A 12,562-nucleotide genomic window follows, 5' to 3' on the forward strand; every position below is an offset into this window, starting at 1 on the left:
TTCGGGAGGGTATCCGTTGAGCGACTCCGGCCGCCAGCGTCAGATCGTCGAGTTGTTGCGGGATCGCCCCTTCGCTTCGGTGCGCGAGCTGCAGGAGCGGCTCGGCGTGTCGGCCGCAACGGTGCGTCGCGACATCGACAAGATCGATGAGGCCGGCGAAGCGCGGAAGGTCTATGGCGGCATCTCGGCGCTCGATGGCGCTTCGCAGGCGGGTGTCGCCTATGCCAGGCCCTATGACGAGAACCGCGATCTCGCAGTCGAGGCCAAACGGCAGATCGCCGCTCTCGCGGCGACCATGGTGCGCGATGGCGACGCCGTCATCGTGCATGGCGGTTCGACCTGCTTCCATCTCGGCGCCAAGCTCGCCGACCGCAACATCCGGCTCTATACCAACTCGATGCCGCTCGTGGCCTATTTGAGCGACCACGGCCATTGCAGCCTGACCGTTGCCGGCGGCGAACTGCATCGCGAGCCTGGCATCATCCATTCGCTCACCCAGTCCGTGCCCTTCTACGCGTCGAAGTTCTTCCTTGGCGCGCAGGGCATCGGCCAGGAAGGCGTGCTGGAATCGCATCCGCTGCTGGTTCGCTCCATCGTCGAACTCAGCCTATGCGCCGACCAGATCGTGGTGCTGGCCGACAGCCGCAAACTGTCGATTCACGCGCGCAATGTCGCGCTGCCCCTGTCTCGCATCGGCACGCTGGTCACCGACGACGGCCTGTCCGACGCCGACGCACGCATGCTCGAAGACGCCGGTATCACGGTGCGGATCGCCTCCTCTTCAGGAGCCCTCCAGTGAAGGTAGCCGTCCTCGACTTCGGCAAGACCAACTCGAAGCTCTTCGTCTTCGGTCAGGACGGGCGGATCCTCGATGAGCGCCGGACCCAGCCGAACTGGACGCGCAAAGGCGGCTTCAGCGTGCTCTACGAGACAGCGCTTCACGACTGGGCGGCTCGCGCCGTCGGCGAAGCGGTCGACATTCATGGCATAGAGGCGCTGATGGTTTCGGGCCATGGCTGCACCTTCGCCTTGGTCGACGATGCGGCGCTCACGCATCCAATCCTTGACTACGAGCAGGAACCGCCGGCAGTAATTGCCGCGCAGATCGATCGCCGCATTCCGGATTTTGCCGAAACCTTCTCGCCGCGTCTACCGCTCGGCTTCAACTATGGTCGCCACATGCTGTGGCTGAAGGCGGTGCAACCCGGTGCTTTCACCGCGGCGAAGTCGATCCTCGGCTATCCGCAATACTGGAGCTGGCGCTTTGGCGGCCGGGCAGTGTCGGAAGTATCCTATCTCGGCTGTCACTCGCATTTGTGGGCGCCGCGCAAACGTGATTTCAGTTCGCTGGTCGACGCCGAGGGCTGGCGCGGCCAGATGCCTTCCTGCGAGCGTGCCGGCGCCGTGATCGGCGAGCAGCGCTTCGGCGAGGCGACGCGACCGATCGCCATCCACAACGGTGTCCATGACAGCAATGCCGCGCTCTATGCCTATCGCCGGCAGGAGCTTGGTCCGGTCACGGTCGTCTCGACCGGCACTTGGGTCGTCGTGCTCAATCCGGACTGTCCGCTCGACGCCCTCGATCGCGACCGCGACATGCTGGTCAATGTCGATGTCGATGGCGGTCCGGTGCCGACTATCCGCTTCATGGGCGGCCGTGAATTCGCGACGATCAGCGCCGGCTGGCAGGACGCAATCGCCCGCTCCTCGGTGCAGCAGGTGATCGACGTCGGCATCATGGCGCTGCCCAGCTTCGCGCCGGGCGGGCCGATGCCTGGCCATCCCGGCGAATTGGTCGGGCGCGCACCCAACGCGAAGGAGCGCGCGGCTGTGGCGCTGCTTTATGTCGCGCTGATGGTCGATCTGTGTCTCGACCTGATCCATTCGAACAACACCGTAATCGTCGATGGCGGGCTGAACAGTGGCGGCCTGCTCGCCAGCCTGCTGGCGCAGCTGCGTCCCAGCCAGGCCTTCATGCAGGGCGCCACGCTGGAGGGCAGCGCCACAGGAGCGGCGGCTCTGGCCTTCGAGAGCGTCGGACGCGAATTTGCCGCCGAGGCGCCGGAGCCTGTTCGTGCTTCAAGCTTCGCCGGGCTTGCCGGCTATCGCGACAGCTGGCGCGGCCTCGCCGCCGACCGAGGCGTCGTTGGTGCAGCAGCGGGAGGCGCACGATGACAGCTGCTGCCCGGATCGAGACAGCACGCCGGCCGGTGCTGGAGATGCGCCACATCTCCAAGACGTTCGGCCCGATCCGCGCCTTGCAGGATGTATCGCTGACCGTCCACGCCGGCGAACTGCACGCGCTGATGGGTGAAAACGGCGCCGGCAAGTCGACACTGATGAAGGTGCTGTCCGGCGCCTATCGGCCTGATACCGGCGGCGAGATCCTGATGGACGGCATGCCGGCCGCGACCGGCGACCCGATCAAGGCGCGCGCCAACGGCATTGCCGTCATCTATCAGGAGCTGTCGCTGGCGCCCAACCTGACGGTTGCGCAGAACATCTTCCTCGGCAACGAACCGAGACGGTTCGGCATCGTCGACCGCGACCAGTGCAACCGGCGCGCCAAGGAGATCATCGCGCGGCTCGGCGTCTCCTTCTCGGCGCGCGCCTCCGTCTCCAGCCTGTCGCTCGGCGAACGCCAGCTGGTCGAGATCGCTCGCGCGCTGTCGACCAGCGCGCGCATCATCGTCATGGACGAGCCGACCACCTCGCTGACCTCGCGCGAGACCGACCGGCTGTTCGAGGTCATCGCGACGCTGAAGTCGCAAGGCATCGCCATCATCTACATCAGCCACCGCATGGAAGAGGTCTACCAGCTTGCCGATCGCGTCAGCGTGCTGCGCGACAGCGGCTATGTCGGCACGCTCGAACGCAGCGACCTGAACGCCTCGCGCCTCGTCTCGATGATGGTCGGCCGTGATCTGTCCGCCTTCTACAAGAAGGATCACCGCCCGCCGGACAGCAAGCGCGCGATCGCCTTGTCGGTGCGCGGCATGTCAGACGGCAATCTTCTAAAGGACTGTTCCTTCGATCTGCACAAGGGCGAAGTCTTGGCGCTGGCGGGCCTGGTCGGCTCGGGCCGTACCGAGCTCGCGCGGCTGATCTTCGGCGCCGACAGGCACACATCAGGCACGCTGGAACTCGACGGCGAGCCGATAACCATCGGCTCGCCGCGCGAGGCGCTGGATGCCGGTATCGCCTACCTCACCGAGGACCGCAAGGAACTCGGCCTGTTCCTCGACATGTCGATTTCCGACAATATCAGCATGGGCGTGCTCGCACGGGACGCGCGGGCCGGCGGCTTGCGCGACTTCGCCACGGCCGAAAGGCGGGCTTCCAAGGCCGTTTCCGACCTCTCCATCCGCACCAGGTCGGTGCAGGCCAATGCCGGCTCGCTGTCGGGCGGCAACCAGCAGAAGGTGCTGCTCGCTCGCCTGCTCGAAACCGAGCCGCGGGTCCTCATCCTCGACGAACCGACCCGCGGCGTCGATGTCGGGGCAAAATCGGAAATCTACCGGCTGATCGACGATCTCGCCAAGAAGGGCATCGCCATCCTGATGATCTCCAGCGAACTGCCGGAGGTGATCGGCGTCGCCGACCGCGTCCTGGTGATGCGCGACGGCGCCATATCAGGCGAGGTGACGGCATCCGAAGGTCAGCCGCTCAGCCAGGAAACAATCATGGAACTTGCAACGGGAGCGGCCAAGGGATGACCGACAAGGCAACCGAGATGAGCGACCAGGCTGTCGGCCGGAGCCGGCGGCTGCGCACCGCCTTCGCCGCGCTTGGCATGCTGCCGGTCCTGATCCTTTTGGCTGCCGGCTTCCAGTTCATGAACCCGCGCTTCCTCACCGAGACCAATCTTCTGATCGTCACGCAGCAGTCGTCGATCAACATCGTGCTTGCGGCCGGCATGACCTTCGTCATCCTGACCGGCGGCATCGACCTGTCCGTCGGCTCCATCCTTGCCGCCTCGGCGATGGTGGCGGTGATGGTGTCGCTGGTGCCGGAGTGGGGCATGCTCGGCGTGCCGGCGGCCATTCTGGTCGGCCTCGGCTTCGGCGTCATCAACGGGCTGCTCGTCGCCTACATCAAGCTGCCGCCCTTCATCGTCACGCTGGGTTCGCTGACAGCCGTGCGCGGCGTCGCCCGCCTGCTCGGCCAGGACACCACGGTGTTCAACTCGGACCTGCCGTTCGACTTCATCGGCAACGGTTCGCTGTTCGGCATTCCCTGGCTGGTCATCATCGCTCTGTCGGTCGTGGTGCTGTCCTGGCTGGTGCTCAAGCGCACCGTCCTCGGCACCTGGATCTATGCCGTCGGCGGCAATGCCGAGGCGGCGCGACTGACCGGCATCAAGGTGCCGCTGGTGCTGCTCTTCGTCTATGGCGTTTCCGGCCTTCTGGCCGGCCTTGGCGGCGCCATGTCGGCGGCCCGGCTCTACGCGGCCAATGGGCTGCAGCTTGGGCAGTCCTACGAACTCGACGCCATTGCCGCGGTCATTCTCGGCGGTACCAGCTTCGTCGGCGGCGTCGGCTCGATCTGGGGCACGCTGATCGGCGGGCTGATCATCGCGGTGCTCTCCAACGGGCTCATCCTGGCCGGTGTTTCGGACATCTGGCAGTACATCATCAAGGGATTGGTCATCATCGTGGCGGTCGCCCTCGACCGCTACAGGCTCCAGGCAGGAGCAAGAACGTGATTGACCTTAGTCGCCGGCGTCAAAGACCCGGTTTCATGTAACGCACCGTGAGAGGCGCGGGGCATCAGGAGGAAAACAGTGAAGACCATCGCTAAACTGCTCTGCGGCGTTGCCCTCGCGGCTGTCGCCATCGCACCGGCTTCGGCCAAGGATCTGAACAAGGTCGGCATCTCGGTCGGCCTGCTCGGCAACCCCTTCTTCGTCGCCACCATCAAGGGCATCGAGGACGCCGCCAAGACGATCAACCCGAATGTCGAGGTGACGTCGGTGTCGGCTGACTACGACCTCAACAAGCAGGTCTCGCAGGTCGACTCCTTCATCGCGGCCGGCGTCGACGTGATCATGCTCAATGCCGTCGATGCCAAGGCGATCGCGCCGGCGGTGAAGAAGGCGCAGGCGGCGGGCATCGTGGTTGCCGCGTTCGACGTTTCGGCGCCGGGCGCCGACGTCACCGTGATGACCAACAACGTCAAGGCAGGCGAAGCGGCCTGCCAGTATCTGGTCGACCAAACCGGTGGCAAGGGCGACTACGTCATCCTGAACGGCCCGGCGTCGTCATCGATCCTGGAGAGGGTCAAGGGCTGCAAGGACGTCCTGGCAAAACACCCCGACATCAAGATCCTTTCCGACGACCAGAATGCCGAAGGCTCACGCGACGGCGGCCTGAAGGTGTTCCAGTCGCTGCTGACCCGCTTCGACAAGATCGACGCGGTGTTCGCCATCAACGATCCGACGGCGATCGGCGCCCAGCTTGCGGCCAAGCAGCTCAACCGTTCTGAGTTCATCTTCACCGCAGTCGACGGCGCGCCCGACATCGAGAAGGAACTCTCGTCCGGGACATCGATGATCAAAGCCTCGGCCTCGCAGGACCCCTATGTGATGGCTGGCCGGTCCCTGCAGATGGCAGCCGAAGTGCTTGCCGGCAAGAAGCCGGCCGAGGCGACGGTGCTGCTCGACCCGCAGCTGATTACGGCCGAGAACCTGAAGGATTACAAGGGCTGGACCGCGGCCCGCTAAGCCTCCCAAGGCAGGTGCGGCCGGGACGACCGGCCGCACCACTTTTGTTTGAGCTTCGGAGACGATCATGTCGCGTATTGGAATCCATTCTTTCGTCTGGTCGGCGAGCTCGGCGCAAGGCGACCTCGAACGGACGCTGGCCAACACCAAAGAGGCAGGTTTCGACCTGATCGAATTCTCCTATCTCGACCCTGCCAATGTCGATGTTGGCGGGCTGGCCAAGCGCATCGCCGATCTCGATCTCGGCGTGGCGATCAGCATCGGGCTGCCGGCCGACGGCGACATTTCAAGCGCCGACACGGCGATCGCCGCGCACGGCGTCGAAATCCTCAACAACACGATCGCGCTCACCCGCGATCTCGGCGGCCGGAAGGTCGCCGGCATCCTCTCGACCAGCCATGGATTGCAGAGCGAGGCGCCGACGCGCGATCAATGGGACCGCAGCGCAGGCACGCTTGCCAAGGTCGCGGAGACGGCCAAGGCGGCCGGCGTCACGCTTAACCTCGAAATCGTCAATCGCTTCGAAAGCAATCTGCTCAACACCGCGGCGCAAGGCCTGGCCTTCATCGAGGAGACCGGCTCCGACAACATCTTCCTGCATCTCGACACCTTCCACATGAACATCGAGGAGGCCGATGTCGGACTGGCTATCCGCCATGCGGCTGACAAGATCGGCTATGTCCATATCGGCGAGAGCCATCGCGGCTTCCTCGGCACCGGCAACATCGACTTTGCCGCGATCTTCGATGCGCTGACTGCAATCGGCTACAGCGACGACCTCAGCTTCGAATCCTTCTCGTCGGAGATCGTCGACGAGAACCTGTCGAAGAGGACCGCCATCTGGCGCAATCTATGGACCGACAATATGGAGCTGGCCCGGCATGCGCGCCGCTTCATCGCCATCGGGCTGGAGACGGCACGGCGCAAGGCCGAGCTTGTTTCATCAAGCCACCAGCCTTAGCACCACCCGACACTGACCGGGCGTGGCGCCCAAGCATCAGACCCCAAAAGTGGGTACCGGTTACATACCTAAATCCTGGGTCTTCGTTCCCGCTTGCGATCCCTAGGCCAGCCCAAAACGCTCCACGGCGCGCATGATGCCACGCAGCTCCGCGAGGCCTTTCAGGCGGCCGATCAACGAGTAGCCGGGGTTGATCCTGGTCTTGCCGATATCGTCGGCGAGCAGATGGCCATGGTCGGGGCGCATGGGAATCCGCCAGTCGGCGCGGCCTTCGCCCCGCCGTCGCGCCTCTTCCTTCATCAGCGCCAGTATGACGGACGCCATGTCGGTCGAGCCTTCCAGGTGTTCGGCTTCGAAGAACGAGCCGTCTTCTTCGCGCGTCACATTGCGCAGATGCACGAAATGGATGCGCGGCCCGAATTCCTCGACCATCGCGATGATATCGTTGTCAGCGCGGGTGCCGTACGAACCGGTGCACAGCGTCAGCCCGTTGGCCTGGCTGTCGGCGGCGTCGAGGATGAAGCGTGCATCATCGGCGGTCGAAACTATGCGCGGCAAACCGTAGAGCGAAAAGGGAGGATCGTCGGGATGGATGCACATGCGCGCGCCGACTTCTTCGGCGACCGGAATGATTTCCTTCAGGAACCAGGCAAGGTTTTCCCGCAGTTCCGCCGGCCCGATCGCGTCGTAGTCGGCCAGCGCCTGCTTCATCGTCTCGCGGTTGTAGCTGCGCTCGGTCGCCGGCAGGCCAGCAATGAGGTTGCGCTCAATCCTGTCTATCCGCTCGTCGCTCAGCGCCTTGAAACGCAATTCCGCTTCCGCGATACGTGCCGCGCTGTAGCTGGCCTCGGCATTCCTGCGCTTCAGGACGAAGAGGTCGTATGCGGCAAAATCGATCGCATCGAAACGCAGGGCGTAGCCCGTCGTTGGAAGCAGATAGGCAAGATCGGTGCGGGTCCAGTCGACCACAGGCATGAAGTTGTAGCAGATGGTCTTTATGCCGGCCTTCGCCAGCGCGCGGATGGAATCCTTGTACCAGCCCGCGTAACGCTGCCTTTCCGCCGAGCCGATCTTGATCGAATTGTGGACGGGAATGCTCTCCACGACAGACCACGTCAGCCCTTCGGCCTCGATGATCCGCTTGCGCTCCAATATGCTGTCGAGCGGCCAGGCGCGCCCGTCATAGATGTCGTGCAGGGCCGTGACCACGCCCGTCGCGCCTGCCTGCTTGACATGATTGAGCGTCACCGGATCGTCCGGTCCATACCAGCGCCAACATTGTTCCATTGAGCTTTCCCTTTGCGATAAAACAGAAGCGTATTGTTGGGCCACAATGGAAGTCAAACTAAAGCCGGCTGCCGACGGCCAATGAGGGAGTTTCCGCAATGAAGGATTTCGACGGCAAGATCGCTCTGGTGACGGGGACGACCGGGATCGGGCTGGCAACCGCCAGACGTCTCGCGGCAGGCGGCGCGGCGATCATCGCCTGCGGCATCGACCGCGCGGCCAATGCGGCGATGAGAGCGGAACTGGAAAGCTCCGGCGCCGAGGCGCTGGTCACGGCCGTCGACGTCTCCGTGCCGGATCAGGTTCGCGACGCGGTCGCGGCCGGTGTCGAGCGCTTCGGCGGCCTCGATGTCATCGTCAATTCCGCGGCAATCCATCCGTATGGAACCGCGACCAGCACCGATTTCGACACCTGGAACCAGGCGATGTCCGTCAATGTCGGCTCAATTTACCTGACCGCGCATTTCGGCATCCCGGAAATGATCAGGCGGGGCGGCGGCGCCATCGTCAACGTGGCTTCGGTGCAGGGCTTTGCCTGCCAGCAGAACGTCGTCGCCTATGCTACGACCAAGGGCGCTATCCACACGCTGACGCGCTCTCTGGCGCTCGACTACGCGCGCTCCGGCATCCGCGTCAATTCCGTCAGCCCAGGCTCGATTCGCTCCCCGATCCTGGAAAAGGCGGCTCGCGGCGAGAATGGCACCGATGCCGATGTCGAGGCCGCCTACCGGCGCTTCGGCGAAGCCCACCCCATCGGGCGCATCGGCGAGCCGGAGGAAGTGGCGGACCTCATCGCCTTCCTGTGTTCGTCGAAAGCCGGGTTCTGCACCGGTGCGGACTACAAGATCGATGGCGGCCTGACTGCCGGTATCGGCGTGAAGTAGCGCCTGCGCGCCGCGTTTGAGCGGTCTCGTGTCTATTTCAGGAATTGACGGAAGCGGCGAAGCGAAAGACCAAACAGCGCCGTTCCGATAATCAGCAGCGCCGCAAGCTGCGGCCAGACAACGTCGAGGCCCGCGCCGCGGAACAGGACGGCCTGGGCCAACATGACGAAGTGCGTGTTTGGTGCGACGAACATGATGGCCTGGATGATCTCGGGCATGCTCTCACGCGGCGTGACGCCGCCGGACAATAGCTGAAGCGGAAGAAGCACCATCATCAGCAGCAGCCCGAATTGCGGCATCGAGCCCGCGATGGTCGCGAGGAATATGTCCAGCGCCGCTCCTGTCATGAACAGCAGTGCGGATCCGTTCGTGGGCACGGCGAGCATGCCTTGCACGACGAAGCCCAGCGAGAGCCCGGAAGCCACCAGCACGATGAGACCCATCGACCAGACCTTGCTCAGCATGATTTCGAACGGCGTTGCGGGCATGACCAGCAGGTGCTCGATCGTTCCATGCTCGCGCTCGCGGATGAGTGCGGCGCCGGTCAGGATGATCGACAGCATCGTGATCGAATCGATCATGTCGGAGATTGCGCCGAACCAGCCTTTGTTGAGTTCGGGATTGAACCGCGCACGCAAGTCGAGAGCGACCGGTAGGGACGTCTCGGCGCGGTAGCGATCGAGAAATTCGCTCACTTCCCCCGATACGATCGACTGGACATATCCCCCGCCGGTGAAAGCCTGCGACATGCGCGTCGCATCGACATTGATGCTGGATCGTAGGCGATCTGCCGGCCAGAAGATCGCGCTGGAAGTTCGGAGGGATGTCGAGTGCGAATGTGTCCACGCCGGAATCCATGCGGCTGTCCATTTCGGGCTGCGAGATGAGCTGCGGCGCCGTGAATAGGGAGGGTAGAACGCGGTTACGATGCGCGAGGATACCGGCGATTGGTCTTCGTCGACAATCGCGATCGGAGCCCGGTTGAGGGTTTCGGGCATCGCCTTGGAGTGTAGATGGCCAACGTGAAGGCATAGGCGATCAGCACGATCAGCATCGGATTGCGCGCAAGACCGCGCAGTTCCTTGAGACCAAGCTGGAGAATATTGACGAAGCGCATTTCAGCGAGCCTGCTTCCTGAGAAGAACTATTCCGAGGCCCAGCAATACGGGAATGGCGATGAGGAGCGGCAAGAATGCACTTGACAGATCGCCAAAGCCGAGTGCCTTCGAGAAGGTACCGCGCGAGATGATGACGAAATAGGTCATCGGGTAGATCTGGCCGATGAAGGCGCCCACACCCTCGAGCGACGAGACCGGATTGATCATGCCCGAATACTGAGATGCCGGAATCATGGTGATCGGTGCGGTTCCGAAGATCGCCGAGATCTGACTGCTCATGAAGGTCGAGAGCAGCAGCCCCATCCCCGTCGTGACAATGACATAGAGAAAGGCGGCAGCGGCGAAGGTTGCAAAACTGCCGGTGAACGGCACGCCGAAAACGAAGATGGCGAGGGCTGTCAGCAGCAGGAAGTTCAGCATCGCAAGTACGACATAGGGAATCTGCTTGCCGAGCAGGAATTCGAACCTGGTGACCGGCGTGACGTAGAAATTGATGATCGAGCCGAGTTCCTTTTCGCGCACGACGCTCAGCACGGCGAGCATCGACGGTATCAGCAGGAGAAGCATCGGGATCACCGCCGGCACGATGGCATCGAGGCTCCGGACATCGGGGTTGCAATCGTGGAAAGACCCGTGCCGACACAGCCTGATCCGGTTGGCTGCGCGACTTCCTGTCGTGAGGCGTCGACATAAGTCTTGCCGGCGCGCATCGGCCTCGTCGGCGATGCTCCGCGTTTTCAGCGTGCACAGCGGATCAATGCCGGCATAACACGCGCGAGTGCGCATAGTGCACTTGCAGCCGAGTCAACCGTCTGATTCCCTTGGTCACGCTGGGCTGTCCTGATTCGCTCACTGTCCAAGGTCCTGCAGTGTGCGGGGAACAAGCCTTCCACCGACCGCTGCGCTGGCGCATTCAAGGGGAGAAACGGCAAATGAACACCGCAACAAGGCCGGCAATCTCGGAGATGAGGCCCAAGATATCCGTCATCGGCGTTGGCGGCGGTGGCGGCAATGCCGTCAACAACATGATCGCCGAAGGCCTGCAGGGCACGGAATTCATCGTCGCCAACACCGATGCCCAGGCGCTCGCCATGTCGAAGGCAACGCGGCTGATCCAATTGGGAGCGCACATCACGGAAGGCCTGGGTGCAGGATCGCTGCCCGAGGTCGGCCATGCCGCGGCCGTGGAATCGATCGACGAAATCATGGACCATCTCGCGGGAACGCATATGTGTTTCGTGACCGCGGGCATGGGAGGCGGCACTGGAACGGGTGCCGCGCCGATCATAGCGCAGGCCGCGCGGAACGCGGGAATACTGACCGTGGCCGTCGTCACCAAGCCGTTCGTCTTCGAGGGGAACCGTCGAATGCATGCGGCCGATGAGGGCATCGAGCGGCTTCGCGAAAGCGCCGATACCGTCATCGTCATCCCGAACCAGAACCTCTTCAGGATCGCCGATGCCAAGACGACGTTCGCGGACGCGTTCGCGATGGCGGACCGCGTCCTTTATGCGGGCGTCGGCTGCATCACCGATCTCATCGTCAAGGAAGGGCTGATCAATCTCGACTTTGCCGATGTGAAGTCGGTGATGCGCGACATGGGTCGCGCGATGATGGGGACCGGCGAAGCCACCGGGGAGGACCGCGCCAGGAAGGCGGCCGAAGCGGCAATCGCAAACCCGCTTCTCGACGAAGCGTCCATGATGGGCGCCAAGGGCGTTCTCGTCTCGATATCGGGAGGCACGGACATGACGCTGTTCGAGGTCGACGAAGCCGCCACCCGCATCCGCGAGGAGGTCGACGCCGACGCCGACATCATCGTCGGCGCCATTTTCGACAAGGCGCTCGCCGGAAAGTTCAGGGTGTCGGTCGTTGCGACGGGATTGCGGCGGGGGCTTGAGATACCGCTGACGGCTGGGTCGGAAAACCGTGTGAATTGATCGCAAGCGGTAAGCCGTGGCCCTGCTTGACAGTTGAAAGCAGTTGGCGCTGTAGTTCCCCAAATAAAGGGGGGAACACACAATGACAAGCGCAGGTAAGTCCGCGGCCATAAGCGCCGTTGCTGTCGTGGCGATCGGATACATGATCCTATCCAGCGATGAGGCTCCCAGCACCGCGCTCGCCACGCTTCAGTATGTCCTGCTGGCGGCAGGTTTAGTTGGAGTCGTCGGCTCCCTGATGAAGGTCAGCCGAGGCGAATAGTCCCCACCGCTGGGAAAGCCCAGCGGCCATCGTTCCTATGATGCCGACTAAAGATAGTCGACCGTGAACAATCCGGGCCCTAAGCGGCGACCGACTTCGGCCGAAGTTGAAGCAGGGCGATCAAGAGCGACAAAAAATCCTTCAGCCACCTGAGCAGGAGGGAGAAGTTGTAGCCGGCGGCGGCCAGGATGGCGTTGAGGGCGTCGCCCTGGCGGCCGGCGAGGTAGTTGCGGCCCATTCTGTGTTCGCTCTTGATGTGGCCGATGACGGGCTCGACCGCCGACCGCCGCCGCATCTGGCGCTTGATGGCTGGGGTGACGCGGCGCTTCTGGCCGGCGGTGAAGACCCTGAACTTGTGGCTCTGCGGTGCGTTGTGGCCGCGATAGCC

10 protein-coding genes and 2 pseudogenes are annotated in these 12,562 nt (G+C 63.5%); 8 read left to right on the plus strand and 4 right to left on the minus strand.

The features are described 5' to 3' along the window. Nucleotides 1-16 precede the first annotated feature (16 nt). The 6 genes from IQ26_RS30700 (at nucleotide 17) to IQ26_RS30725 (ending at nucleotide 6,683) form a co-directional block, all read left to right on the plus strand. Nucleotides 17-799 carry a DeoR/GlpR family DNA-binding transcription regulator gene (locus IQ26_RS30700; protein WP_145722145.1) on the plus strand — a complete coding sequence of 261 codons (783 nt, stop codon included), beginning with the start codon at nucleotides 17-19 and terminating at the stop codon, nucleotides 797-799. Then, the gene (locus IQ26_RS30705) at nucleotides 796-2,175 is read left to right on the plus strand and encodes an acetate and sugar kinases/Hsc70/actin family protein (protein ID WP_145722146.1); all 1,380 of its coding nucleotides are present in this window, start codon (nucleotides 796-798) and stop codon (nucleotides 2,173-2,175) included. The genes IQ26_RS30700 and IQ26_RS30705 overlap by 4 nt, the downstream gene beginning before the upstream one ends. Further along, on the plus strand, nucleotides 2,172-3,716 hold the full coding sequence (locus IQ26_RS30710; RefSeq protein ID WP_145722147.1) for a sugar ABC transporter ATP-binding protein: 1,545 nt from the start codon (nucleotides 2,172-2,174) through the stop codon (nucleotides 3,714-3,716). Before IQ26_RS30705 ends, IQ26_RS30710 begins: the two co-directional genes overlap by 4 nt. Then, on the plus strand, nucleotides 3,713-4,705 hold the full coding sequence (locus IQ26_RS30715; protein ID WP_145722148.1) for an ABC transporter permease subunit: 993 nt from the start codon (nucleotides 3,713-3,715) through the stop codon (nucleotides 4,703-4,705). The genes IQ26_RS30710 and IQ26_RS30715 overlap by 4 nt, the downstream gene beginning before the upstream one ends. A 78-nt stretch (nucleotides 4,706-4,783) precedes the next feature. Then, nucleotides 4,784-5,722, plus strand: a complete 939-nt coding sequence (locus IQ26_RS30720; protein WP_145722149.1) for an ABC transporter substrate-binding protein — start codon at nucleotides 4,784-4,786, stop codon at nucleotides 5,720-5,722. A gap of 67 nt (nucleotides 5,723-5,789) precedes the next feature. Continuing rightward, the gene (locus IQ26_RS30725; protein ID WP_145722150.1) at nucleotides 5,790-6,683 is read left to right on the plus strand and encodes a sugar phosphate isomerase/epimerase family protein; all 894 of its coding nucleotides are present in this window, start codon (nucleotides 5,790-5,792) and stop codon (nucleotides 6,681-6,683) included. Nucleotides 6,684-6,785: 102 nt separating this feature from the next. Here IQ26_RS30725 and uxuA read toward each other — a convergent pair whose 3' ends face one another. Next, on the minus strand, nucleotides 6,786-7,970 hold the full coding sequence (gene uxuA / locus IQ26_RS30730; protein WP_145722151.1) for a mannonate dehydratase: 1,185 nt from the start codon (nucleotides 7,968-7,970) through the stop codon (nucleotides 6,786-6,788). A 98-nt stretch (nucleotides 7,971-8,068) separates the two neighbouring features. Here uxuA and IQ26_RS30735 point away from each other — a divergent pair, with 98 nt between their 5' ends. Next, nucleotides 8,069-8,854 (plus strand): SDR family NAD(P)-dependent oxidoreductase, encoded by a 786-nt coding sequence (locus tag IQ26_RS30735; RefSeq protein WP_145722152.1) that lies wholly within the window; start codon nucleotides 8,069-8,071, stop codon nucleotides 8,852-8,854. Between the two features lie 32 nt (nucleotides 8,855-8,886). On the opposite strand, the pseudogene IQ26_RS30740 reads toward IQ26_RS30735, so the two are convergent. Continuing rightward, nucleotides 8,887-9,971, minus strand: a pseudogene (locus IQ26_RS30740) (ABC transporter permease). 1 nt (nucleotide 9,972) lies between these two features. Further along, nucleotides 9,973-10,587 (minus strand): annotated as a pseudogene (locus IQ26_RS30745) (ABC transporter permease); the annotation flags it as partial. A 317-nt stretch (nucleotides 10,588-10,904) separates the two neighbouring features. On the opposite strand from IQ26_RS30745, the gene ftsZ reads away from it, so the two are divergent. Further along, entirely contained in the window at nucleotides 10,905-11,912 is a 1,008-nt protein-coding gene (gene ftsZ / locus IQ26_RS30750; RefSeq protein ID WP_145722154.1) for a cell division protein FtsZ, read from the plus strand. Nucleotides 11,913-12,253: 341 nt separating this feature from the next. Here ftsZ and IQ26_RS30755 read toward each other — a convergent pair. Beyond that, nucleotides 12,254-12,562: transposase (locus IQ26_RS30755; RefSeq protein WP_208760248.1), on the minus strand; the 309-nt coding region annotated here is incomplete at its 5' end.

It is taken from the genome of Mesorhizobium tianshanense (genome assembly GCF_007830515.1).
GTDB lineage: Bacteria > Pseudomonadota > Alphaproteobacteria > Rhizobiales > Rhizobiaceae > Mesorhizobium > Mesorhizobium tianshanense.

Excerpts from the sequence above, each read along its gene's own strand:
- ftsZ (WP_145722154.1), top strand. The coding sequence starts at position 10,905 with ATGAACACCGCAACAAGGCCGGCAATCTCGGAGATGAGGCCCAAGATA.
- IQ26_RS30710 (WP_145722147.1), top strand. The coding sequence starts at position 2,172 with ATGACAGCTGCTGCCCGGATCGAGACAGCACGCCGGCCGGTGCTGGAG.
- IQ26_RS30735 (WP_145722152.1), top strand. The coding sequence starts at position 8,069 with ATGAAGGATTTCGACGGCAAGATCGCTCTGGTGACGGGGACGACCGGG.
- IQ26_RS30725 (WP_145722150.1), top strand. The coding sequence starts at position 5,790 with ATGTCGCGTATTGGAATCCATTCTTTCGTCTGGTCGGCGAGCTCGGCG.
- IQ26_RS30715 (WP_145722148.1), top strand. The coding sequence starts at position 3,713 with ATGACCGACAAGGCAACCGAGATGAGCGACCAGGCTGTCGGCCGGAGC.
- uxuA (WP_145722151.1), bottom strand. The coding sequence starts at position 7,970 with ATGGAACAATGTTGGCGCTGGTATGGACCGGACGATCCGGTGACGCTC.